The organism is Bradyrhizobium ottawaense, assembly GCF_900099825.1.
Classification (GTDB): Bacteria; Pseudomonadota; Alphaproteobacteria; order Rhizobiales; family Xanthobacteraceae; genus Bradyrhizobium; species Bradyrhizobium ottawaense_A.
Map to the genome: position 1 here is coordinate 7,931,650 of NZ_LT629693.1, position 24,939 is coordinate 7,956,588.

A 24,939-nucleotide genomic window follows, 5' to 3' on the forward strand; every position below is an offset into this window, starting at 1 on the left:
CATGGCCGTAGTAGACTTGAATGAGGAATGGCTCGGCCACGTCCAGCCGATCGGCTTGGTCGTTGCGCCCGTGGTGCTGGCTCGCCACGGTCTCAATCCTGAAACACAAACGCGCGCCGACACGGAAGAGGTGCGCAAGCTGTTATCCTCGAAGGAGGAAGGCGCAACCGCGAAGAACGATGATCTTCGTGCTCTCAGGGACCCTTGGGCGTTCTTTGAGAAGATTCTGGGTTGGCGAACCGCCCTGGTTGCTGGCGCACCCGGTGGGCCGCCCGTGCCAGAGGGGCTTTCGCTCAGGATCGACGAGAGCGACACCGAAATCGCCCCACACTGGGCAGCGGTAAAACCCGACGGTGGATGGCAGATCCTCGCCCGGATCGAAGCGGTTGGCGTAAATCCGGATGCACGTGGCGCCATCGAAGGCTGGGAGGCGTCACCACATCAGCGTCTGGAGCGCCTGCTTCGGGAAACGGAGGTGCCGATCGGCCTGCTCATCACCGACGACGAGCTGCGGTTCATCTACGCGCCCCGCGGCGAAACCAGCGGCTGGATGTGCTTTCCACTGCGCTCGCTTGGAGAGGTTGGCGGGCGCCCTATGCTGGGCGGTCTGAAGCTGCTGCTCTCGTCCTTCCGTTTATACAATGATGCGCCGAACCGCCGTTTGCCCGCGCTGCTGAAAGCCAGCCGCGATGCACAGGCCGAAGTCTCAACCAAACTGGCCTCGCAGGTGTTGGGCGCGCTCCACGAATTGCTCCGCGGCCTGCATGCCACTGATGCCAGGAGGGTTGAGACGCTGGCCGCGACCCGGCAAGAACATCTTTACGATGGTTTGCTGACTGTGCTGCTTCGCTTGGTGTTCCTGCTTTACGCAGAGGACCGTGACCTGATTCCGTCGCGCACCGACGCCGCCGCCCGGGCTTTTTACGATCAAGGCTACGGAGTCCGAACGCTTTATGCCCGTCTCTTGGACGACAAGGCCCATTACCCTGATACGATGGATGAACGGCGGGGCGCCTGGTCTCGCTTGTTGGCCTTGTTCCGGCTGGTCCACGAGGGCGATAGCACCGGCATTTGGATTCGAGGCAGGGGCGGGAAACTCTTCGACACCGCTGAATTCCCCTTCCTGCAAGGCCAGGAGCAAGCATCTCATCCACCGTCTCCCGCCGCAGTCTCAGACGGGTGCATTCTGCGGATCCTTGATCTTCTCCTGAACCTTGGCGGCGAAAAGCTTTCATATCGCACGCTCGACGTGGAACAGATCGGCAGCGTCTATGAAACCGTGATGGGCTTTACGATCGAGACCCGGACAGGGCCGGCCCTCGCCATCCGCGCTGGCAAGAACGACCGTACACCAGTTTTCGTCGATATTGCCGATCTAACGGCAAAGAAGGCATCGGATAGAGAAAAATTTCTCAAGGAGGAGGCTGGCCGCAATGCGCTGAGCGACAAGGCCAGCAAGGCCCTGTCAGCGGCTACTAATGCGACGGCGGTGGTCGAGGCACTGCGGCCTATCGTCGACGAGCGCGCCTCGCCGGGTGGGGCGCTCTCTCCGCCTGGCTCCCCGCTTTTGCAGCCGACGGACGAGCGCCGGCGCACCGGAAGCCATTACACTCCTCGCTCTCTAACGGCGCCAATTGTCGAGTATGCGCTGAAGCCCGCCTTCGACCGATTGGGACCTGATGCTCGTCCGGAAGAAGTCCTCGAATTGACGGTGTGCGACCCCGCAATGGGATCGGGCGCATTTCTAGTGGAGGCATGCCGTGCGCTTGGCGAGCGGCTGGTCAAGGCATGGGACCGTTGGCCGGAGAGGCGGCCGATTATTCCGGAGGACGAAGATGAACAACTTCATGCTCGCCGTCTTGTCGCGCAACGTTGTCTCTACGGCGTGGATAAGAACCCGCGTGCAGTTGACCTCGCCAAGCTTTCGCTCTGGCTTGCGACGCTGGCCCGCGATCATGAATTCACCTTCCTCGATCATGCGCTAAAATGCGGCGACTCTCTCGTCGGCCTGACAACGTCTCAGATTGGGGCGGCAAATTGGGACGAGTCCAAGCCAGGGCTGCCGTTGTTCCGACAACTCGTGAAAGATCGCGTAGCCGAAGCGATGAAGGCTAGGGCAGAGATTCAGGCCGCGCCCGACGACACCACGCGAGCCATCCAAGAAGCGAGGCATCGTGGCGCTGAAGTACGGTTAGCGCCGATTCGCACTATGGGTGATGCTGTGATTTCGGCCTTCTTTGCCGCAGATAAGTCGAAAGCGCGCGAGAGGAAACGTACTGAGATCGAAAGCTTTTTGACCGGCTCGCTCGAAGCCCAAGTGGAAAAGCTCGAAGCTGCCGTGGCAAGTCTCCGAGATGGCATAAATCCAGTCCCACCATTTCATTGGCAGATTGAATTCCCGGAAGTCTTCGCCCGGGCGAACAGCGGGTTCGATGCTATCGTCGGCAATCCGCCGTTCGCCGGCAAGAATACGATCATTCGCAGTAATAGAATGAACTATTTGCCTTGGCTGCAAGCTTTACATGAAGATGCGCACGGCAATGCTGATCTCGTCGCCCATTTTTTCCGCCGTGCCTTCAAATTGCTCAGGAACAATGGCGTCTTTGGCTTAATCGCCACTAACACCATTGGCCAAGGCGACACTCGTGCGTCCGGCCTAACGAAGATTCTGTCAGGCGGCGGCTCGATCCTCCGCGCGACGCGACGATTGAAATGGCCGGGCGAAGCAGCCGTGGTGGTCTCAGTTGTACACGTAGCGAAGGGTGGCGCGACCAACCCGGTATTAGACAATAGACCGGTTAGTCGCATTTCCGCATATTTAGTGGAAGGAGATCTCGACGGGTCCGCCATACGGTTGGCCGCGAACTCGCGGAAGGTTTTAATTGGCTCCTATCCATTGGGCGCGGGCTTTCTATTCGATGATCGGGAATCGAAAAACGGAAAGTGTGAACCACTGGCAAAGGCGGAGGCTCTGCTTGCTCATTCGCCCCACGATGCAAAGAGAGTCCGTCCATTCATAGGCGGCAGCGACTTGACAACAAGCCCACAGCAAAAATCGAGCCGTCTTATAATCGACTTTAGAGACCTCCCATTAAAACGAGATCAATCGCTTGATAGCTGGATTTCGATGTCCATAGACCAGAGGGCATCTTGTCTGAGACAAGGTATTGTGCCGGCAAACTATCCGGAGGATGTTTGCTCTGATTGGCCCGACCTATTGGCTATAGTGGAAAAATATGTGCATCCAGAGCGCGACGCTCAAGGCGACAAGTCAGCAAAACGGAAATGGTGGAAATTTAAGCGACCTAATATGTTCCTATACCGTTCTATCGCGGATGCTGATTTCGTAATTGCACGATCTCTCACCAGCACACATTTTTCAACCTTTGCAAGAGTGAGAGCTGATCAAATCTTTGACCAAACGGCGTTGATATTTTTGGGTGAGCCGCACAAGACATTGGCGATGCTGTGTTCTCGATTGCATGAAACATGGGTTGATTTCTTTTCAGGTACTCTAAAAGATGACGGACGGTATAACATAGAAGATTGTTTTGAGACTTTTCCCTTTCTGCCTAACTCTGATTCTTCAGTCGCCATTATGGATGCCGGGAGCGCCTACGATGCCTTCCGCGCCGAACTGATGGTTGCTCGCAACGAAGGTCTCACCAAGACCTACAATCATTTTCACGCACGCGGAGATAACACGCCGGGTATCGCGCGCCTCCGCGAACTGCACGCTCAAATAGATGCTGCGATCTTGCGCGCATATGGCTGGAACGACCTCGCCGATAGTGCCGCGCCCGAATTCATTGAACAGGACAGCGATGAGGGAAAGACGCCCAAGACCCACCTAGACTGGCCGGAAGAGTTCAAGGACGAAGTCCTGGCGCGTCTTCTTTCCCTCAATGCAGAACGTGGCGCCGCTGAACGCTCGGCAGGCGTGACGCCTGTTGTCACAGACGATGACGAAGAAAATGAAGAGGTCGAGGCCTGATGACAATCGCTCCAGCCCCCGCCAACGCCAATGCAATCCGGAGACGGCTCGTCGATGTACTCCGCCGCGATCTGATTGGACCGGATCCATCGGACGTTGACCTTCACAACGAGCGGCTGACGGACAATCCGTCCCGCTGGTATCTCGCTGGCTTCCTTGCACCGGCGCCAGACGGAGCAGGAGAAGAAGCGGAAACCATCGAAGATGTCGGTGATCCACTTTTTGGCGATGATGAAGGTGCCGATCCAGAAGTTGGCGGCGGGCGAGCCGCGGACGATACGCCGGATGACGAGCCGTCTGCGCGGAAGAGCAGGGCGCCTTCCTCCTGTGGGTTAACGGTGATGATCAACGCTTCAGTGCGCGAGATCGAGGTGACCCTGAGCTGGGGTGACTATGTCACCCTTCCGCCCTTGCCCGACGAAGTATTCCTCAACGAGAAGGCCCAGTTCGACCCCGCTTATCGGAATGTTCAATGGCAGCGGATGCCAGGCAAGGAAACGGTACGTTTGACCGTGCCCGAGAACGGTCGCGGTCACCCAGTGATCGTGCCTAATTCCGCCGGGCGGCAGCACCCCGGGGGCGGCATGGTTTTGGAGGTTCACGCTCGTCCATATTCTCTCGACCAACCCGACGGCAGCAAGAAGCATGTGCGGGCCGTTACCATTATGGTCGTAAACCGTCGTAAGAGCACGGTTCGCCGTTTTAGTGATGTTACTTTCGCTTTCCAAGTTCGGCTGGAAGTGCATTGCCCTATCGGTCTGCATCCACGCGGTGACCTGACGGGCTACGGTTCTAGGGATCCAGACGCGGCTCTAGCCGATCTGCACTATCGCGACGTCGCCGAGTTTGCTGTCGGATGCAATACGTCGGCCGGCTGGAACTTCGAGGAGGCAGGCCAAGTTCGCACTGCGTTTACTGATTTTCTTCCCGCTGCCGAGGTCGAGCGCGTTGAGCCAAACGAACAGATCCCAGACGTTGAATTCGGGATGGAAGCCTTGGCGGCGCTAGCGGCCAGTGGCCCCGACGTCCTTGCAGACGCCCTGCGGCTTCTGCCGCTCCACCATGAGACCTGGATCGCCGCCCAGGATAGCGGGATTGTTGGAATTCCGGGTGCGTCGCGACAAGTCACGGCTCGGCGCTTGGTTGCCTCTGCCCGGCAAGCACGAGATCGAATTGCCGCAGGCATCGAGCTTTTGCGGACCGATCAATATGCGCGTCTCGCGTTCCGTGCGATGAATGAGGCTGTCGCTCGCGCCGCTCGTCAGCGCGACGCCGGCGCCGGCGGCGATCCAAGTGCCCAACGCAAACCCACTTGGCGTCCTTTTCAGCTAGCTTTCATCCTCCTCAATCTGTCTGGCTTGCAGGAACCGTTGCATTCCGAGCGTGAGATCGTCGATTTGCTGTTCTTTCCGACGGGCGGCGGCAAGACGGAGGCTTACCTCGGTCTGGCAGCCTGGACGATCGCCCATCGCCGCATCACCAACGGCGGAACGCTTGGAGCCGGTGTCGCCGTGCTCATGCGCTACACGCTGCGACTGCTCACGCTGGACCAGCTTTCTCGCGCCGCGGGTGTCGTCTGCGCCCTGGAGCTGATGCGCGACGAGCTTGCTTGGCAGCAGGGCGAAAAGAAGATGCTGGGAGACTGGCCAATCGAGATCGGCCTTTGGGTCGGTTCGGCAGCGTCACCAAATCGGCTTGGCAAGACCGGCGACGGTCGAAATGACACCGCGGTGGCGCGCGTCCGACGTTATCGTAAGGACGGCCGTGAAGCGCCGGCTCCCATCAAGGCGTGCCCATGGTGCAACGAACCGTTTTCTCGCGAAAGCTTCGCCTGTCATCCGAACAATACTGCGCCGCAGAATATGGAGATCCGCTGTGCCAGCGTCGCGTGTCCTTTTACCGGTAAACGCTCACTGCCCATTCTGACCGTCGACGAAGTCATTTACCGTCGTTTGCCCGCTTTCGTGATCGCTACGGTCGATAAGTTTGCTGGATTGCCTTGGCTCGCCGAAGCTGGCGCGTTCTTCGGTAATGTCGACCGGGAGGATCAGTGGGGTTTCTACGGTGCGGCCGACCCGGTTGGCGTTGGCCGGAAGCTCGATGGTGGGGCAAGTCTCTTGCCACCGGCATTGATCATCCAGGACGAGTTGCACCTCATTAGCGGCCCGCTCGGGACCGTGGCCGCGCTCTATGAAGTCGTGCTCGACCGCCTGGCGACTCGGCGGAGAGAGGGCAAGCTCATCCGTCCCAAGGTAGTTGCAAGCACTGCTACTGTCCGAAGGGCGAGCGCGCAGATTGAGGCGCTGTTCGACAGGCACCGGACCGAAGTATTTCCACCACCTGGACCGGATCGGCGCGATAGCTTCTTCGCCAAGACCGTGTCACCTGCGACGAAACCGGCACGGCTCTATTTGGGGCTCGCAGCGCCCGGAAAGGGTCCGAAGCTGATTTTTATGCGGGTGCTCACGACGCTGTTGGCTGCGGCTGAGAAGGAGGCCCAGGCCGGAGGCGACGCCGACGCTTACCTTACCGCGCTCTGTTATTTCAACGCGCTTCGCGAACTCGGCGGGGCTCGCCGGATCGTGGAGGACGAGGTGCGGACACGTCTCGCCACTTACGGCTCCAAGCGGCGAAGAGAAATTCCACACGATCAGCCCTTCGCCGACCGCCGTTTGCGTGAGGTGCTGGAGCTGACGTCGCGTGAAAACACCGACAAGGTTGCAGCGGCCAAGGAAGCGTTGGGTAAACCGTGCTCGGACCCAAAAAACGGAGTCGACGTGGCGCTGGCCACCAACATGATTTCGGTCGGCCTGGACATTGGTCGGCTCGGGTTGATGGTGGTGCAGGGGCAGCCCAAAGCTGCCGCTGAATATATCCAAGCGACAAGTCGCGTCGGCCGTCAAACGGATAAGCCTGGCCTGGTACTGGTGCTCCTGAATGCCCACAAACCACGCGACAGGTTGCACTACGAGGGGTTCCGGCATTTCCATGCCTGCTTCTACCGCGCCGTAGAGGCCACCAGCGTCACCCCGTGGGCAGCGCGAGCGATGGATCGTGCTCTGGCCGCAGTCGTCGTTGCTGCCGCTCGCCATCTCATTCCGGATTTGACAGCCGATGGTTCGGCTGGAGAGGTCGGTGGTTACAAGACCGCCCGGGCGGATATCGTGAAGATGATCCTGGATCGGGCGCCGCCCGCCGACGTCGTCGGCGGACATGCGGCGCTTAGCGCTGCAATTAATGTGCTTATCGATTCCTGGGAAGGTCTCGCCGCCGACAAGAAGAACAACGCGGAGCGTCTTTTCTACGGCTACCCCAGAGAGAAAGCCCTACTGCATGATCCGCTCGATCCTCTGCTTGCATCGCTCGATCCGGAATTCCGGAAGTTTACGGCAGGCCGATCAATGCGTGATGTCGAACACGCCGCGGCTCTGAAGATCACCGATCCCTACGGCCAGACCCTGACCTGAAACGAGAGCACCTATGGCAGATAATAAGGTCAGGCTGAGCCAGATCGTGGGCACCTTTGGACCGGGCTCGATGCTCGATCTTCCGGAACGATCAGTGCTCGTCCTTGGTCTCGATCATTGGGAGATGTTCGGAACGGGGACATTCAAGGTCATTCAGGAACCGCGTCTTCAGCGGCTGCTTCACCAGCGCCTCAAGGACGATGCCCGCATTATCGGCGACCGGCCACCGGAATTCAGGACGCCGCCGATCGATGCTGGCGATCCGAAACGTCCGTCGCCGGCGATAAAGGTGACTGTCTTTCCGCGATGGTTTGCTTGTGATGCCATTGCCGGCGATCCGCCGAACCGCCGCCGGCTAGCGCGGTTCCAGGACCTCGAACCGCCGAAGCGGCTTGAGTACAAAGGCGACGACGGCAAGAGAAGAAAAGCCTCGCCTATCCGTTTCGTCTGTGGTTGCGAGAACGGCCACCTTCAAGACATCGAATGGCGTGGGGTAGTCCATCAGAACTTCCGCGGTGAGGCGGGCGGAACTGCCGGCCCTTGCCGCAGAGAAATGTGGCTTGAAGACTCTGGGACCAGCGCTGATCCGCGAGACACCCGTATTTCCTGCGACTGTGGAGCGTCCCTGTCGCTGGAAGAGCTGTTTCAGCCTGGTCGTCTTGGCTCTTGCCCGGGGGAGCGCCCCTGGATCATCGATCGGGAAGTCGAAAAGTGCAACGCTGAGAAAGGACTGAGATTACTTACGCGAAGTGCCACCAATACCTACTTCCCCCAGGTCGCCCGGGTGATTTCGCTCCCCCAGACAGTTGACGAACTGGCGCGGCGAATTGAGGTGGTTTGGTCCGTTTTGAGCGACTGTAAGGCGATCGGTGATATTCAAGCCGCACGACGCTTCAATCCGGAAGTGAGGGCGAACTTGGATGGCTACTCTGACGAGGAGATACTCGCGAGCGTCCTTTCCATAGCCAACGGGGGTAATAGGGCGGAAGCAGCGGATGTAGAGGATCCGAGGATCGCCGAATTCAAATTGCTCGCAAGTGGCAATACATTAATCGGTGAAAACGCGTCCGGTGCTCATCTGCACGCACAAACGCTCGACCGGTCAATCTGGGATCCTGCCTCTGACCCGTCGCTGAGCGGAATCAATTCACTCGTTGCGGTACATCGATTGCGGGAAGTGGCTTGCCTCTACGGTTTTACGAGGTTTGAGCCTGCCCCTCTAGCCAATGAGGATTTGGAAGACGTCGGTCTCGCCGTGAACGGGGCCGCTCTCGGGCAAAATCCCGAGTGGCTTCCTGCGGTGGAGCAATTCGGCGAGGGCTTCTTCATTCAGTTCTCTACAGAGGCGCTGGCGCAATGGTTAGCTCGGCCCGCTGTGCTCGCGCGCGCTCAGCAGCTTCAGGCTGGGGCTACGGCTTGGATAGACGCCAAACGAGCTAGGGGCATGGCGGTCAGCGCAAACATTCTCAACGAGCGCGAGCGACCTGAATACATCATGGCGCACAGCCTGGCTCATGCCCTCATGACCGAGGTGGCGATCGACTGCGGCTATCCGGCCAGCGCCTTGAAAGAACGCATATATCTTCTTCCGCGGCTGCCCGGCCAGCCGATCCAGTGCGGCATCCTGATCTACACCGCGAGTGCCGGAAACCAGGGAACCCTGGGCGGCCTAGTCGAAATCACTCACCGCTTTGCCAAGGTTCTGAAGTCCGCCCTCGAACGCGAACGCCTGTGCTCTGGCGATCCAGTCTGTGCAGATCATGATCCAGTGAGAGCGGACGATGACAGGATGCTGCACGGCGCCGCCTGCCACGGATGCTTGCTGATCTCAGAGACGAGTTGCGAGGCGCGAAATGTGCTTCTTGATCGGGTGCTGTTGGTCGATACCGTGGGACCCACCGGTGCGGCATTTTTCTAAAGACTCTGCGGTTGGGAGGTCGTGCGTAGGCGCGGTGCCATCCGTCCATTCTTCAACAGCTCTTGCGGTAGGGGGTGATTACAGCAAACCAACACTCGGTCGCCGACGTATTGGGCGACACTTTTCTTCACGAGATTCCACCTTATCAACGCCCCTACGCCTGGACGCCCGAACACGCTCTCCGACTGCTGGACGTTCTCAGGGAGGCAATGCAGTATGGTGATGGAGTGCCGTATTTTCTAGGAAGCATCGTTCTGATTGAGGCGGCCGGGCAGAACATCGGCCAGGTGGTCGACGGGCAACAACGCCTGACCCTCGCGATTTTGGCGGCCGTCTTGAGAGACGTGGCAACGGACAAACTGGAGCGTAAAGCCCATTCTGCGGCCGCACCCCCGCGGAAAGTTTGGTGCTAGACAGCGCCCGTGCACTCTCCGACCGAAGCAACGTGGATGGCGCCGTGGGTGAAACACACGAATCGGCGAATTACAAAGCACGATCAGTAACGCTTGGCGGAGGGTAGATCCGCCAAATGCGGGAAGGCCAGTTCTGAACTGTTCGCTCTCCCGAGACCTGCACAGTACGTCGGTTATTCTCCCGGAAGCGGGTAGAGTCGAAGTGTGACGCGGTAGTTTTAGGTTCGAACATATCTGTTTCCGCCCCTTTCGTTTGGCGGTGCCTTACTGGTTCGACCATGGCCCCGTTTTCACACTCCGCTCATCGAACCGGACAGGCGGATTTCCCGCATCCGGCTCTCGGACAAAACGTCACGCCTTCACCCACGGCACGTCGTGCCCAAGCATGCTCAGCCGTACGAGCCCGAAGTGCCCGTAGAGATGCGGGAGTGGATAGGTCCCGCCCTTGCGTCGCCTGACCTTGTGCTTGATGCGCAACCACCGGCGCAACCGCATCGCGGTGTAGCTATCGAGTGCCCGATACGCCTTGCTGACAGTGCCTACTTGGAAGTAGTTCGACCATCCGCGCAGCGTGCGGTTCACCTTGCCCACCAGCTTTGTGGTTTCTTGCCATGTCCCCGTTCGGTCTGTCAGTGCGTGGATTTTCTCAACCATGCGCTTGATGCTCTTCTTCGATGGCCGGTATCCCAGGCGCGCCTGGCCGGTTCTCTCTGAGAACATCCGTCCGAACGTGTAGCCCAAGAAGTCGAACTCACCTTCCGGAACCCTGCAGATTCGTGTCTTCTCCTCGTTGACCGTGAGCTTCAGCTTGCTCATGATCTTGCGCAGTTGCTGCAAGGCTTCTTCGGCTTTGCCTCTCCGACACAGGATCACGAGATCGTCGGCGTAGGTCACGATACGAGAGCCGAGGCTTTGCTCCAACCCGAGCATATTCCATCCCAGCACAAACCGGCGCATGTAAATATTCGCCAGTAGTGGGGAGATGGGTGACCCTTGCGGGATGCCTCGCCGGTTGTCCCGGGCTTCGGTCGTGCGTGTCTTCCTTCCTCGATCATCGGTTTCTTCTACGGGGCATTCCAGCCACATCTTGATCAGATGCAGCACGCGCCGATCAACAATCCGGCGCGCTACCGACTTTAGTAGTTCGGCATGGGGGATGCTCCCGAAGTAGTCCGCGAGGTCGGCGTCAACGACTTCCGGATGGCCTCGGAACAGCAGCCGGTCCACCTCAATTACCGCCTGCTGGGCATTTCGCCCAGGACGGTACGCGTACTGTTCGGGTGGAAGGTCGGCTTCGAAGATCGGTTCCAGCACCAGCATCGCTGCCGTCATGCAGACCCGATCCCGCACGGTCGAGATGCCCAGCGGCCTGAGCTTGCCGTTGGCCTTCGGGATGAACACTCTTCTGATAGGATCCGGTCGGTAGCTTTCCTCCCGGAGCGCAAGCGCCAGTTCGCCAAGCCATCGCCCTACGCCATACGCATCGATATCCGCAAAGTCTTGACCGTCCACACCCGGTGCGCCCTTGTTGGAGCGGCACTGGGCATAGGCATGGGCCAGAATGTCCTCGCGGCTGATCTTGTCGTACAGGGCATAGAACCGATAGCCGGCTTCTGCCTTCGCTTTCGCGTGCAACGCCTTCTGCAGTTTCTGAACAGTTTTCGGAGTTGATAGGTTACCCAATCTCCAAATCCCTCACTACTTGTTGCGTCTGTCTTGAACTGAGGTCCCTTCCCTCCACCGGCGTTACCCGGCTTCAGCGGTACTGCGAACCTCTCCGCCACCCCAAGGCGCCCGACCTGTCCCTCGCGGGCGTTCGGTTGGTCATCGCTGGCCACGCCATGGGGCTTCCCGTGTTGCGTACGCTTTCCTTGTGTACATGCCGTCGCCACTACCCCGGCGCAGCGGCTGGGAGTATTAATTCGCTCTTGCACCCAACCGTATCAGCCTTCCCCGAAAGAGTGGTCGGGTCGGCCTGCGCATCGTCCTTTTCGAGGTTTGCTCGGCGTTTACTCGCGTTACGGCCTGCACACTCGCGCTGTCACCAATTCGTGACACGCATACCGAAGGCTTCAGCCACTTTGTTACCTCCATGACTGCTCCGGTTGCTTCCGGCTGGAGCGGTTGCCGGGTGGGACTTACACCCACTGGAAAGCGCCGCCTTTCCACGGCGCACACTCAACTCGGACGTCGCGGCAGGTCCGAAAAGTGCCAACAGCGGAAGTTTATGCGGTTCTTAAGGCACCGGCCAAGCGGGCAACGCCCTGCCGAATGTCCCGTTCTTCGAGTGCAGCGTACCCGAAAACGAACCCGGCTCTCCTTTTCGCGGCAACTGCTCGTGGGTGTTCGTATAAATCGGAGATAGGATAGATGCCGACACCTGCGGACCTGGCTTTTTGTACCAATTGCTCTTCCTGCGCCGAACCGTATTTTCTAAACCACGCGACCACATGGAGCCCGGCCTCCGAACCTTGAACCGTGATCGTGCTGCCAAAATTTTCGCTGAATGCATCGAGTAATGCGGCCCGGCGCTGCGCGTTTTTCCGCCGCAGCTTTCTGATATGCCGTTCATAGGCACCCGATTGGATAAATTCTGCGAGAGCGGCTTGCTCCAGCGTCGGCGAGTGCCGATCGGTGAGACGCTTCGCGGCACGGAAGACGTCAACGAGTTCTGGCGGCAGTACGAGGTATCCTAGACGCAACAGTGGCGAGAGCGTCTTTGAAATCGTCCCGAGATAGATTACGGGAGCGGCTTCATCGATCGCATGCAACGGTCGTATGGGCCGAATGTCGTATCGGTACTCGCCGTCGTAATCGTCCTCGACGATATAGGCCCCCGCATTGCTGGCCCAACGCAACAGTTGAGCCCGTCGCGATGCTGAAAGGACGTGACCCAACGGAAATTGATGCGATGGCGTCACATAGCAAAGGCGGGCTTTCTTAATACTCTCAAGGATCTCCGTCCGCAGCCCTTCTTCATCGACAGGCACGAATTGAGGTGAGGCACCGACGCTCTCAAAAACATGCCGGGCAGCCCAATAACACGGAGTTTCGATCACAAACCGGTCACCGGTGTCGAGCAACAACCTGGCACAAAGATCGAGCCCCTGCTGTGATCCATTGACGATAATGATCTGCTCACGGCTGCACCGCAAACTCCGGGCGCGCCACAAATACGCTTGTAGCGACGTTCGCAGCTCTATTGATCCTTGTGGCTCCTGATAGCGAAGGCGGCGTGAACCCGACGTTGTCGCGGCCTTCGTTAAAGCACGCCGCCATGCCAAGCTCGGAAAGTCGGCGGCGGCAATATCACCGTAGCGAAAGTCGATCGGCAGAGGCTCGCTCACGACTGGCGGTCCCGCTAAGTCGGCGACCTGTCTTGCGTAAGCCGATAGTCGAGCCGTTCTTAGCGTTCGTTTGCTGCTTTGCCGTAAGGAGCGTGCCACTCGGAGCGTAGGCGTGACCCGTGCCCGGCGTCCTTGTCCCGTCTCTATGAAGCCTTCCGCTAGAAGCTGCTCGTAGGCAGCAGTAACTGTCGTTCGGGAAGCTCCAAACTCGTTGGCGAGGGTGCGCGTCGAGGGTAGCTTGTCGCTCGGCCCGTAAACGCCATCCTCAATTTGCGTTTTTAATGCTTGGCAGATTTCCCGTGCCCCATGTGGCCTAGGGAGCCTCTTAACCGCAGACTGGTCCACCATAAACACTCCAAACTGGCCCTTCTGGTGGTCCAGTGTGCCTGTTAAAGCAGCACGTATCAACACCTAAACTGACTTCGTTAGTTCTCACTTGGCACCGAGGAGCCTTGCCAATGTACATTCCGCCGGCGTTTCGCGTTGACGACATCGCCGATGTTCATCGGACCATGCGTGAAGCACGCTCGGCAACGCTTGTTACCGCGACGCAAGAAGGGCTTATTGGAACGCCGCTCCCTATGCTTCTCAACGAAAGCGAAGGTCCGAACGGCACGCTTTACGCGCACGTGGCAAAGGCCAATCCGCAGTGGAAGCTGACGCCATCAGGCGAGGCGATGGCTATCTTCGTTGGGCCGGAGGCTTATGTTTCCCCATCTTGGTATGCGACCAAGCAGGAGACGCACAAGGTCGTGCCAACGTGGAACTACGTCGCCGTTCACGCCTATGGCCCTGTCGAGTTCTTCGACGATGCGGAGCGGCTACTCGACGTGATAACGCGACTGACGGATTTGCACGAGCAACCGCGAAAGGATCGCTGGGCGGTGACGGACGCCCCGGCTGATTTCATCAAAGCGCAGCTCAGAGGAATTGTCGGTTTGCGGATGCCGATTTCGAGGCTCGATGGCAAGCGGAAGATGAGTCAGAACCGCAACTTGGCGGATCGCGCTGGCGTCATCAATGGATTGTCTGAAAGCCATCGTCCAGAGGACCACATCGTCGCGTCTCTGATACCGCAGGACTAACAAGCGTCGCGATCGGCGCGATCAAGAGGTAAGCGAATGCTCGACTCCCAGACGTTCCCGCTGTTCTTGGCAGCGGCGCTCTTGGTTGCGCTTACGCCAGGACCCGGGATATTCTACGTTGCAGCCCGAACCCTTGCAGGCGGCCGTTCGGAAGGGCTCGCATCAAGCTTTGGCACCGGTGTCGGTGGCTTTGTGCATGTTATCGCTGCGACCGTCGGGGTGTCGGCGGTTGTCATGGCGAGCGCGGAGGCGTTCACCGTGCTCAAAATTGCAGGTGCGGTCTACCTGATCTGGCTCGGCATCAAACGCATGTCGGGTGCAGTCATGTTCGGACTCGGGGCTTCACTGCTCATTGCGCGGCGGGATAGTTAACTACCGACAACTTCAGCTTTGGGTCAAAATCTGCCCTGACGACCAGAAGTGGCCACGTCAGGTCTTCCCCCAAAAGCGGACCTCGACAGCACCCACAGCATTGCCTTGCAGCGTCGGCGCGCGTGGCTGTTGGGTTGGGCGGCGACCAGCGGTAAGCCAGCGTCCTAACTTTTTGGCCGTCGACCGCCCTTCAACGGCCGAGGGGCAGCTTCGCCGGCGCGAGGCACCCTAAACAAGTCCTCAATATTGGCGGATAGCGCTTTGGCAAGGCGTTCAAGAACGGCCACGCTTGGATTCTCAAGACCGCGTTCAAGGCGACTAACATAAGTTCGATCAATCTGAGCATCTACCGCCAAGACTTCCTGCGACAGTCCCCGCGCGACCCTCAACCGACGAATGTTTCTAGCGACAAGAGCGCCTGCTTTCATGAAGACAGGCGATCAGGCTGAGGTCTATTAAACCACGGACAATAGTGCTACTATTATAGAAGTCTGATCGAAGCCGGCTTGGGGCGCATTATGTTAGCGATTGCTGGGGGAATTCTGCTCGCCGTTTTGATCCTATGCTTGCTGCCGTGGCTTCTTGCCGGTGCAGCGTGGACCTTCGGCATTTTAATAGTGGTCGCAGTTGCGGCAGGCGCGCTTTGGGCGTTTTGGGTCGGTGCCCAGTCCTCAGCGGGACTCTCTGTCGAATTGATGATCGGCGCAGTACTATCGGTCTGGCTGTTTTTCAAAATGCCACCCCGCCCGTCAGGGCAGCCGAATTTCGCAGTACGGTTTCTCAAGGGATGGGGCAGAATTATATCCGCGCCAGTCCTGGCTCCTATGGAGCACTGGCACTCCATTCAAGATCGACGACTTCGGGGTGAGCGCGTGAATGTCGTGGCGGCGGCGGTCGGCCTTAGCTGGTCCTGCTTCGTTGGAGCGTTTTTGAGCTGGCTTGCTATTTCGTTACCAGCGCTTGCCATCTGGGGTGTCCTATCGACGGTTTGGGCAAAATGACTATTGAGCTAGTCGACGATTAACGCGAGGGGTCGCGTATTGCGGGACCTTAGCACGCGCTGGGGGTGCTTGCGATCGGGCATTTCCTCATTGGCGCAGGTGGCCCGCAATACCTCGCCATTTTCCAGGCGTTCGCAGATCGTCTCAAAGATTTCGTCGGTGAATGTAGAAGGTCGTCCCATTTTCATTTCCAGGTTAGGCTAGGTTGCTGCAATTATGTGTTGACGAAGTGCGTAACATCGGCGGCTTCGAATGTTACGCTTGATGTTACGCTGTTACGGACTTTCGATTTTCGAGCTAAGTGTTTGAAATCATCGCGTAACACTGTAACAATGTTACGCTTCTGTTACGCTGTTACGGCCCATAATCGCCCCCGTAACATCATCTACACACCCCTTTAGGGGTGTAGTGAATGTGACGGACGATGGGTTTGTTGGGATTGAGAGTTGAGTCTGACAAAATTATTGTCAGCAATTATGTGTTGCCTGAGTGAGTTCTTGAATCGCGCGAACGGTACTCGCGGATTTTTGCCGGGGAGCAAGTCGGCGTTGAAAAGTTCGGCCTTCCAAAGGTCCATGGACACCGCACCGTCTTGGCCATGCGAGGCGATCACTCGTTTGAGCACCGCAAGCGCCTCGGCATTCTTGCCGGTCGGTTCGAAAACCAATGGGCGAGCTTCCCTGGTCACCGGAGCGGCGGCAGGCGAATAGGGTGCAAGGATGGAAACGGTAAACGACCTTTCCGGAATGTCATACGTGCCGACCTTCTCGGCGCCCCGAGTTACCGTGAACTCTTGCGGCTCGAAAGTCGCAAGGGCGCCCAAGACTATGTCATTGGCTTTGACGACTTCCGCCACTCCCTTATTGATGCAAACCGCAAGGTCCATGTGGGCGCGTTTGGCGGAGTTGCCTCTTTCGCCCTTCGTACCGTCTTTGCCGGGATGACCGACCGTCAGAAAGTGAAAGCGGTTGTTAAAATGGCGATCGCGAATTTTCGTGAGGTTTCCGCAGGCATAATTTTGCGTCGCTGCTAGATTTTCGTCGCATCCGCCCAAGGCTTTCGACCACGAGTCGATTATGACCAGTCCAACAGTGCAGTTATTTTTCCGTTCGAAATCGTAAATCGTGTCCGATACGATCTCGACACAATCAGGATCACAAAGGTTGATAGATTCCGCAATGACGGCAATCGGCAAGTTGCCCGGCAAGTTGTCGCGGATTTTGTACGCCTCCAACCGTCGTCGGTGCAGCGCCGCCCGCTCCGTGGCGAAAATGATAACGCCACAACTTTCTGTTTCGTCGCGATTGAATTTGTGACCGCGCCAATCGCGGCGGCTTGCGACGTGAACGGCGATGTCATCGATAAGGGTCGACTTTCCGCCGCCATCTTTACCGAACCAAGTCGAGTCCTCATCTAGCGCGATGACGCCCTCGATTAGCCAATTCTTAGGCTCTTCATCCGCGAATTCCGCAAAGGTCTTGAAACTGAGTGCTCGCATGACGACAACATTATCGTCGTCGTCGTAGGTGATTCCGTTCTCAACGGACGTTTTAGTGAGATTGCCGGTTTCGTCGTTATATACTTTGCCGTTTTTGATGACGTGCATTTTCTAAGGGCCTTGCCGCACAGTGGCGGTATGAACCCCCCGACGCGAAAGCGCTTGATTTTTGGGGCCGGTTGCATTATAAAACTGGTTGTTGTGTTCCAGCCTTGCAATGAATCAGCCTCGGTCGCGCGCCAACGCGGTCGGGGTTTTTGCGTTTTCAGGCGGCTTCGTTTTGGCGGGCGGTGCGCCAGGCAACGTGGGCGTCACGGCTAATACGGCGATTGCTGCCGAGCGGATACGTCTGCGGCGCCTTGCCCTGCTTGTCCAACTTGTAGAAGAATGCCCGAGAGATTTTCTCGGCTGCGCAGAATTCTTTGATTGTGAAAGACTCGTCCATTACAGGCTCCGATTTGAGCACTCGCCATGGACAAAAAAATAGCCAAGGACGAGCGCAGTTGTTGTTGCGCTTAAACTGTCCTTGGCCCAATTCGGTGGCCTTGCGTTCCCTACAGTGTCTCTAAATATACACGGAATTGTTTATCAGTCCATTAAAAACGTGTGCAATTATCCGTTGACACCTTCGGTTGCATGTCAACTGGAACTTGCACTGCTGCAATAGGCGGCCCAAGTGGTCATCAGCTCCCGTCTTTTAGCCAAGGCTGTTGATCGCCGATAGGCGGCTTCGGTTTCGTCGCTGACCGCGTGCGCAAGAGCCATCTCGGCGATGTCCCGCGGGAAGCTTGTGCAGTCACCAGCCCAATCGCGGAACGTCGACCGCATGCCGTGAGTGGTCGCGATCGTTTTCGTGTGGCGGGCGATACAGGTCGACAACGTCACGTCGGAAACGGGGCGGAACGGCAACTGCGCTAAAGCCAAGCCCGTCAGCGGAACTTTGTGCTCACGCTCTCCCTTCATTCGAATGGCCGGAATTGTCCAGAGATCGCTTTTAACTTCGGCGGCCGGGTCGATGTCCGCGGCCTCGTTGAAGCGACAAGCGGTCAAGATGACCCACCGGAGCATACGGGCTGCATCGCTCGTTTCGCCGGCCAGCGATTTCCAGAATTTCGGCATTTCTTCATGGGGTAGGGCAGGGTGGTGCTTCACTTCCGACTTCTTGCGACGGGCAAGCACTTGGTCGAGATGACCGCGCCAGAGGGCAGGATTTTCGCCGGTGCGCAGCCCTTCGGCCTTTGCTGCATTCAGAATTACTTCAATTCGTCCGCGAACACGTCGCGCCGTTTCCTTTTTCACGTCCCATATCGGGCGCAGCACTTTCAACACTGCCGCGGTATCCACGTCTGCGACAGCCAAATGACCAATGTGTGGATAGCCGTAATCGCGAAGACTGTTGCGCCATTGCTGGCGGTGCTTGTCGTTTTTCCATCCGGCCTCGCGACCGGTGATGAACCCTTCCGCATAGACCTGGAAACTGACTGAGCGGGAAGCTTGAACCTTGGCCTCAGTTCGTTTGGTGTTCCGATGTTCGATCGGGTCTTGGCCGGCGCGGATCAGCTTTCGCGCTTCATCGCGCGCGTCCCGAGCGTCGGCTAGCGTCACTTCGCTGGCGGATCCGAAACCGGCGTAGCGCTCCTTGCCGGTCGTCGGCGACGTGTACCTAAAGACCCAAGACCGATTGCCGTTTTTGTCGACGTCGAGCCGCAGTCCGTTACCATCACCAAGCTTGTCGCCAGGTTTGGCGTTTTTCACCGCCAATGCAGTCAGATTTCCCATCGCTAATCCTTCCAAAGTGTCCGCCTAAACCCACGTCCTCATCCACGTCGGCGACGTAGATGCGGGTTGACACGCGGAAACATTGAACGACGCGAAAGTAAAAATTCGCGTTAAGTCACAATGACTTGGGTATCAGGGATGGACGTGTATAGACACTGGTGGATTAGCAGGTGGCGGAAGGGGTGGGATTCGAACCCACGGTACCCTTGCAGGCACGCCGGTTTTCAAGACCGGTGCCTTAAACCGCTCGGCCACCCTTCCGTCTTTGAATGTGGCGGCATAGCAGGGGCGTGCGGCCGGGGAAAGCGGCAATTCGGGCAAGGACGGCACCCTCTCGGGTGCCGTCGTCCTAGCCTAACGCGAAGGCCAGCAGACCCGAACACAGCAGCACGAGGCTCGCTGTGGTCAAGGCGAGGAATCCGTTGGAGACATAGTCGTGGTTGCGCATGGTACACCTCACGCTCACGATGCTCGTCCGAATTGATTAAAGCTTTCGGAATCTCCGGAAGGGGCGGGCGGCGCGCTTTTCCGCGAGCCACCCAGCCTCAGGCAGCCAAATCAGGCCCTGGAACGAAAACCTTCAAAAGCGTGGGCAAGAAAAATCCCGGCACTCACCAGGCCCATCACTGCAGTCACTGTCTCAATCATCGCAAAAGTCCTTTTGCGCCCCTGCACCCACCAAACGACCGCGCCGTTGCACAGTCAAAAAGATTCAGGGGGTGGAATCCAAATCGCACTGGAGTGATGATTTGCTGCAACAGGTTGTCTGAAACCGGGACAAGCGAAGTGCGCGAGGTGTGCATTTTGCCGGCGACGGCTCCTGTATTTCGACGGATACGCAAGGCAACCATTCGTTCACCACGCGGGTGCTGACCCCATTTCCGCCGCGTTCCGGATGCGATATCTTCACGACTTGATGCGGAGGTGGGCCGTATCGTGATTCAAGGTCGTGGCTGCCTCGACGCAGGTGTCCGGCCGGTGGAATGGTAATTGGGGCGAATGGGGATTCGACGGTCAAAATCGATGGTGCTGGCGCGTGGCGCTGCGACGGTGGCCGCGTGCCTCGTCCTCGCCAACTGCGCCTCGTCGAACAAGTTCGCCAGCCGCGTCGATCCCAAATACGGCGTCTCCTCCAGCCCCCGGGTGGTGGCGCTGGGTGACCCCGTGCCGAAGGGCGGCGGCACGTATCGCATCGGAAAACCCTACACCGTTGGCGGCCAGGTCTACGTCCCGGAGGAGGATACCAACTATCGCGCCGAGGGCATGGCCTCCTGGTATGGCGATGATTTCCACGGCCGGCTGACCGCCAATGGCGAAGTGTTCGACATGGGTTCGCTGACGGCGGCCCATCCGACCCTGCCGATGCCGAGCTACGCTCGGGTGACCAACCTGCGGAACGGCAAATCCCTGATCGTCCGCGTCAACGACCGCGGCCCGTACCACGGCAACCGCCTCATAGACGTCTCGAATAAGGCCGCCGAACTGCTTGATTTCAAAGGGAATGGCGTCGCCAAGGTTCGGGTTGAATATGTCGGGCGGGCGCCGCTCGAGGGTTCCGACGACCGTCAGTTGATCGCGACCCTGCGGACCGGGGTTCCGGCGCCGTCGCCGTCGACCGTCCGGGTAGCCTCCGCCCGGCCGTTCGTACCCGAAATGCCGTCCTCCGCGGGCCGGATCCGGGGCGAAGTTCCGATGCCGGAAGGCCGCCCCTACAGCCTCGGCAACAGCTCGGCCGATTACGCCTCGATCAACGCGACCTCGGAAATGTCGGCGTCCAGCCGCTCCCGTGGCCGGACACTCGAAAATCCGCGCGCGGTGTCCTACGAGAACGACGCTGTTTATGCGGCCCCGAGCGCGGCCTATCTGCCGGTCGACCCGCGCGGCCCCAGCGAAGTGCTCAGCGGCCGCGGGCTTTACTAACCCCGCAGAAAAGCGATCAGCGCCGCATTGACCTCGTCCGGGCGCTCCTGCTGCACCCAGTGACCCGCGCCCTCAATGATGAGCTTCTGCCGCAGATTCGTCAGTACCCGGTCCAGTTCCGTGACCCGCTTGGCGCCGATCAGTCCGGTAATGACTGAATCCCTCGATCCCGCGATGAACAATGACGGCTGATGGATCTGCGCGCCCTGCCAGGGGGCGGTCAGGTCCCAGTTGCGGTCGAGGTTGCGATACCAGTTCAGCCCGCCGCGGAAGCCGGAGTGCCGGTAGGCCTCCGCGAAAGTGGCGATGTCCGCCTCGCTGAGCCAGTCCGGCAGGGTCAGGACAGGCGGGATGTTGCCGAGAAAGCCCTTGTCCTCGGTGACGAACATGGCCGCGGGGTCGGAGACACCGCGCCCGAGGATCTTGCGCATCGTGGTGGCGACATCGCGCTCGAATTCCGCCTCCGCGACATCAGGCGTCTGGAAATACTGCCAGTAGAAATTGGTGACGCCGCCGGCGCGCAGGCTGTCGAGCGGCCGGGCGCGGCCGCGGAACGGCGGGGGGACGCTGAGGCCTGCGACCCTGGTGAACATGTCCGGACGGAACAGCGCCGCATGCCAGGCGACCGGCGCGCCCCAGTCGTGGCCGACGATAACAGCCTCGGTTTCGCCAAGCGCCGTCACCAGCGCGACCATGTCGCCGACGGTGTCGAAGATGCTGTAGGCGCCGACGTCGTCGGGCGCGCTGGTCCGGCCAAACCCACGCATGTCGGGGGCTACGACATGAAAGCCCGCATCGGCGATCGCCGCGATCTGGTGCCGCCACGAATAGGACAGTTCAGGCCAGCCATGGCACAGCACGACCAGCGGACCCTGGCCCTGCTCGAGCAGAAACAGCTCGATCCCGTTGGCGGAAATAGTGCGTGTGGATGGCATCGCGTTTCCGCCCTGTTTTTCGTATTTTGTCGGCAAATTGCAGTATCCGCACGATACGGTTCTTCAACCGGCGCTGCAATCCGATCGACACGGCGGCAAATGCCAAAAGCCGTGTTGTTTGCGATACTTCCACCTGTTAGAACGCACGGATTCAGGACATCGCAAATGGCCGTCGAGACCCCCGTTTTCCGCACATTGAGAGCCGCGGCCGCGTTCCCGTGGCGCAGCCTTGTGGCGTCAGCGCTGGCGCTTGCCATAGGCTGGGGCGGGATCGTCTATGCCGCCAACAACAGCGTGCAGGGCGCCAAGAAGGAAGAGAACGCTTTTGACGGCGACGCGCCGACCGCGATCCTGATCGAGGCCTCCAGCGGCAGCGTACTGTTCGAGAAGAACGCCGACGAATTGCGCGCGCCGTCCAGCATGATGAAGCTGATGACGGCGGAGGTGGTGTTCAACGCCATCAAGAAAGGCGACGTCAAATTGACCGACGAGTACCGGATCAGCGAGAACGCCTGGCGCAGGGGCGGCGCGCCAGCGGGCGGCTCGACGATGTTCGCGGTGCTCAACAGCAAGGTATCCGTGGACGACCTGCTGCATGGCGCGCTGATCCAGAGCGGCAACGATGCCTGCATTGCGCTCGCCGAAGGCATGGCCGGCAACGAGCGCATCTTCGCCACCGACTTCATGACCAAGCGCGCCCGCGAGCTCGGCCTGACCAAATCGACCTTCGGCAATTCCAACGGACTGCCCGACCCCGCCAACAAGATGACGGTGCGGGAACTGTCGAGGCTGGCGCGATACGTGATCCAGACCTATCCGGACATGTACAAACTGTTCGGGGAAAAGGAGTTCACCTGGAACAAGATCCGGCAGCAGAACCGCAATCCGCTCTTGAACTCGCTCGCCGGCGCCGATGGCCTCAAAACCGGCTACACCAAGGAGGGCGGCTACGGCATGGTCGGCTCGGCCGTGCAGAACGACACAAGGCTGATCGTCGTGGTCAACGGCCTGGAAGATCCCGATGATCGCGCCACCGAAGCCAAGAAGATGCTGGAATGGGGTTTTCGCAATTTCGAAACCCGCACCCTGTTCGCGGCCGACCAGCCGGTCGGTTACGCAAAGGTGTTCGGCGGGGACAGCCGTTCGGTGAAGCTCGCAAGCCCCCAGCCGATCAAGCTGATGGTGCCGAAGAACGGCAGCGAGAAGCTGATCGCCCGCGTGATCTATAACGGCCCGGTGCGGGCGCCGGTGCAGCCCGGCCAGCCGGTGGGCGTCGTCCGGGTCTGGCGCGGCGCCAACGTCGCCATGGAAGCGCCGGTCTATGCGGCCGAATCCGTCGGCACCGGTTCCACCATGCGCCGGGCGATCGACGGGGCCAGCGAGCTCGTGATCGGCATGTTCCGCGCGAGCGCAGAGAAGCTCTGACCATGGCCGACGCAGTGCTGAACCGGCCGTCCGGACGCGGAAAATTCATTTCGTTTGAGGGTGGCGAGGGCTCCGGCAAGTCCACGCAGATCAAGAAGCTTGCCGAGCGCCTGGCGACCGCGAAGCTGCGCGCCATCGTCACACGCGAGCCCGGCGGATCGCCGGGCGCCGAAATCATCCGGCACCTGGTGCTGTCGGGCATGGGCAAGCTGCTCGGACCCGATGCCGAGACGCTATTGTTTGCGGCCGCGCGCGACGACCACGTCCGCACCGTGATCCAGCCCGCGCTCAGCCAGGGAACCTGGGTGCTGTGCGACCGGTTTTTCGACTCGACCCGCGCTTATCAAGGCAGGCTGGGGCAGGTCTCGCCGGGCGTGCTCAACGCCATGCAGCGGGTCACGATCGGCGATCTGAAGCCGGACCTGACCATCATTCTGGATATTCCGGTCGAAGTCGGCATGCAGCGCGCGGCGGCACGGCGCGGCAAGGGCGTGCCTGATCGTTTCGAGGCGGAAGATCTGCAATTCCACCAGGACTTGCGCGAGGCCTACAAGCAGATTGCCGCTGACGAGCCGCAGCGCTGTGTGCTGATCGACGCCAATGCCGACACCGATGCGGTCGCGGCAGAGGTCTGGCAGGCGTTGCGCGACCATCTGTTCGCGCTTCCCGCGGCTGCGGCGAGCACAGCATGAGCGCCCGCAAGACCGAACAGGAGATCGCCGTCCGGCATCCGCGCGAGACCTCCGAGCTGTTCGGCCATCGCGAGGCGGAAGCGGCCTTGCTCAATGCCTACCGCGGCGGGAGAATTCCGCATGCCTGGCTGATCGGTGGCCCGCAGGGTATCGGCAAGGCGACGCTGGCCTATCGGATGGCGCGGTTCGTGCTCGCCCACGCCGATCCGCTGGCGCCGTCGGTGCAGCGCGCCGAGGCGCTGGCCGTCGATCCCTCCGATCACGTCGCGCGCCAGATCACCGCGGAAGCCCATGGCGGGCTATTGGTGCTAGAGCGCGGCCTCAACGACCGCGGCGTGTTGCGCACCGTCATCACCGTCGACGAGACGCGGGAGACGATTTCGTTCTTCGGCTCGACCGCCGCCGTGGACGGCTGGCGCGTCTGCATCGTCGACACCGTCGACGAGCTCAATCCGAACGCGGCCAACGCGCTGCTGAAAATCCTAGAGGAGCCGCCGCAGCGCTCGCTGTTTCTGCTGGTCAGTCATTCGCCGGCGCGGGCGTTGCCGACGATCCTGTCCCGCTGCCGCAAATTGCCGTTGCGGCCGCTCTCGACCGCCGATGTGGTCCGCGCCGCGGCCCTCGCAACCGACAAGGATGCGAACGACCCGGCGCTCACCGAAGCCGCGGAGGCATCCGAGGGCAGCGTCTCGCGCGCGCTGACGCTGCTCGGCGGCGATGCGCTGAAGCTGCAGCAGCGGACCGCGGCACTGCTGGCGACCTTGCCAAAGGTCGATCCGCGCGAGCTGCATGCGCTGGGCGATGCGCTCGGCACCAGCGACCGCGTGGCGCTCGCGGCCTTCATCGACGGCATCGACCGCTGGATCGGCGAAAAGCTGCGCGCCGGCGACGCCAACGCGAATCTGCCACGCCTTGCACGGCTGGCAGAGGTATGGGAAAAGATCGTCCGCGCCGCGCGCGACACTGAATCGTACAATCTGGAACGAAAACCGCTGGTTTTTTCGGTTTTCGGAATGCTCGCGGAAGCGACGCGGTAGCGCTCCGCCGACATCCATCCAGATCAACTTGTTTGACCGACAATTAAAGGAATTCG

Annotated in this window: 18 protein-coding genes, 1 tRNA gene and 1 pseudogene; 10 read left to right on the top strand and 10 right to left on the bottom strand. The window is 59.7% G+C overall.

The genetic code is table 11. The features are described from left to right. The first annotated feature begins 1 nt into the window (after position 1). The 4 genes from BLR13_RS37485 (at position 2) to BLR13_RS37500 (ending at position 9,792) form a co-directional block, all read left to right on the top strand. Entirely contained in the window at positions 2-3,994 is a 3,993-nt protein-coding gene (locus BLR13_RS37485) for an Eco57I restriction-modification methylase domain-containing protein (RefSeq protein ID WP_074829622.1), read from the top strand. Continuing rightward, positions 3,994-7,461, top strand: coding sequence for a DISARM system helicase DrmA (gene drmA, locus BLR13_RS37490; protein ID WP_074829614.1), 3,468 nt, complete (start codon positions 3,994-3,996; stop codon positions 7,459-7,461). The genes BLR13_RS37485 and drmA overlap by 1 nt, the downstream gene beginning before the upstream one ends. Positions 7,462-7,474: 13 nt before the next feature. After that, entirely contained in the window at positions 7,475-9,379 is a 1,905-nt protein-coding gene (drmB, locus tag BLR13_RS37495; protein ID WP_074829611.1) for a DUF1998 domain-containing protein, read from the top strand. A 74-nt stretch (positions 9,380-9,453) separates the two neighbouring features. After that, positions 9,454-9,792 (top strand): DUF262 domain-containing protein, encoded by a 339-nt coding sequence (locus BLR13_RS37500; protein ID WP_074829608.1) that lies wholly within the window; start codon positions 9,454-9,456, stop codon positions 9,790-9,792. 351 nt (positions 9,793-10,143) lie between these two features. On the opposite strand, the gene ltrA is transcribed toward BLR13_RS37500, so the two are convergent. From ltrA to BLR13_RS42490, 3 genes and pseudogenes are all read right to left on the bottom strand, one after another. After that, the gene (gene ltrA / locus BLR13_RS37505; protein WP_143039567.1) at positions 10,144-11,475 is read right to left on the bottom strand and encodes a group II intron reverse transcriptase/maturase; all 1,332 of its coding nucleotides are present in this window, start codon (positions 11,473-11,475) and stop codon (positions 10,144-10,146) included. A gap of 542 nt (positions 11,476-12,017) precedes the next feature. After that, positions 12,018-13,139: a PLP-dependent aminotransferase family protein gene (locus BLR13_RS37510; protein WP_349532670.1), complete on the bottom strand. Its 1,122-nt coding sequence runs from the start codon at positions 13,137-13,139 to the stop codon at positions 12,018-12,020. Positions 13,140-13,265: 126 nt separating this feature from the next. Then, a pseudogene (locus tag BLR13_RS42490) lies at positions 13,266-13,487 on the bottom strand (GntR family transcriptional regulator); the annotation flags it as partial. Between the two features lie 110 nt (positions 13,488-13,597). Here BLR13_RS42490 and BLR13_RS37515 point away from each other — a divergent pair. Next, complete coding sequence (locus tag BLR13_RS37515) at positions 13,598-14,224, top strand: FMN-binding negative transcriptional regulator (RefSeq protein ID WP_074829606.1); 627 nt, start codon at positions 13,598-13,600, stop codon at positions 14,222-14,224. Between the two features lie 36 nt (positions 14,225-14,260). Beyond that, positions 14,261-14,596, top strand: coding sequence for a LysE family translocator (locus BLR13_RS37520; RefSeq protein WP_083387668.1), 336 nt, complete (start codon positions 14,261-14,263; stop codon positions 14,594-14,596). 164 nt (positions 14,597-14,760) lie between these two features. Here BLR13_RS37520 and BLR13_RS37525 read toward each other — a convergent pair whose 3' ends face one another. The 6 genes from BLR13_RS37525 to BLR13_RS37550 form a co-directional block, all read right to left on the bottom strand. Continuing rightward, a complete protein-coding gene (locus BLR13_RS37525; RefSeq protein ID WP_074829603.1) occupies positions 14,761-15,024 on the bottom strand; it encodes a helix-turn-helix domain-containing protein in 264 nt (87 codons plus the stop codon). 581 nt (positions 15,025-15,605) lie between these two features. Beyond that, positions 15,606-15,785 (bottom strand): hypothetical protein, encoded by a 180-nt coding sequence (locus tag BLR13_RS42795; protein ID WP_433994249.1) that lies wholly within the window; start codon positions 15,783-15,785, stop codon positions 15,606-15,608. Positions 15,786-15,994: 209 nt separating this feature from the next. Then, on the bottom strand, positions 15,995-17,203 hold the full coding sequence (locus BLR13_RS37535; protein WP_074829597.1) for an AAA family ATPase: 1,209 nt from the start codon (positions 17,201-17,203) through the stop codon (positions 15,995-15,997). Positions 17,204-17,360: 157 nt separating this feature from the next. After that, positions 17,361-17,540 carry a helix-turn-helix transcriptional regulator gene (locus tag BLR13_RS37540; protein WP_074829594.1) on the bottom strand — a complete coding sequence of 60 codons (180 nt, stop codon included), beginning with the start codon at positions 17,538-17,540 and terminating at the stop codon, positions 17,361-17,363. A gap of 194 nt (positions 17,541-17,734) precedes the next feature. Further along, positions 17,735-18,874 (bottom strand): tyrosine-type recombinase/integrase, encoded by a 1,140-nt coding sequence (locus tag BLR13_RS37545; RefSeq protein ID WP_074829592.1) that lies wholly within the window; start codon positions 18,872-18,874, stop codon positions 17,735-17,737. A 171-nt stretch (positions 18,875-19,045) separates the two neighbouring features. Then, positions 19,046-19,135 (bottom strand) — tRNA-Ser (locus tag BLR13_RS37550). A 738-nt stretch (positions 19,136-19,873) separates the two neighbouring features. On the opposite strand from BLR13_RS37550, the gene BLR13_RS37555 reads away from it, so the two are divergent. Further along, positions 19,874-20,794, top strand: coding sequence for a septal ring lytic transglycosylase RlpA family protein (locus BLR13_RS37555; RefSeq protein ID WP_244525020.1), 921 nt, complete (start codon positions 19,874-19,876; stop codon positions 20,792-20,794). Here BLR13_RS37555 and BLR13_RS37560 read toward each other — a convergent pair. After that, positions 20,791-21,729 (bottom strand): alpha/beta fold hydrolase, encoded by a 939-nt coding sequence (locus BLR13_RS37560; RefSeq protein ID WP_074829586.1) that lies wholly within the window; start codon positions 21,727-21,729, stop codon positions 20,791-20,793. The two genes, BLR13_RS37555 and BLR13_RS37560, sit on opposite strands and share 4 nt — an antisense overlap. A 165-nt stretch (positions 21,730-21,894) precedes the next feature. On the opposite strand from BLR13_RS37560, the gene BLR13_RS37565 reads away from it, so the two are divergent. The 3 genes from BLR13_RS37565 to BLR13_RS37575 are packed head-to-tail and all read left to right on the top strand — an operon-like array spanning position 21,895 to position 24,883. Next, complete coding sequence (locus BLR13_RS37565; RefSeq protein ID WP_074829584.1) at positions 21,895-23,154, top strand: D-alanyl-D-alanine carboxypeptidase family protein; 1,260 nt, start codon at positions 21,895-21,897, stop codon at positions 23,152-23,154. A gap of 2 nt (positions 23,155-23,156) precedes the next feature. Continuing rightward, positions 23,157-23,846, top strand: coding sequence for a dTMP kinase (gene tmk / locus BLR13_RS37570; RefSeq protein ID WP_074829582.1), 690 nt, complete (start codon positions 23,157-23,159; stop codon positions 23,844-23,846). Next, a complete protein-coding gene (locus tag BLR13_RS37575) occupies positions 23,843-24,883 on the top strand; it encodes a DNA polymerase III subunit delta' (RefSeq protein ID WP_074829579.1) in 1,041 nt (346 codons plus the stop codon). Before tmk ends, BLR13_RS37575 begins: the two co-directional genes overlap by 4 nt. The last annotated feature ends 56 nt before the right edge of the window (positions 24,884-24,939 follow it).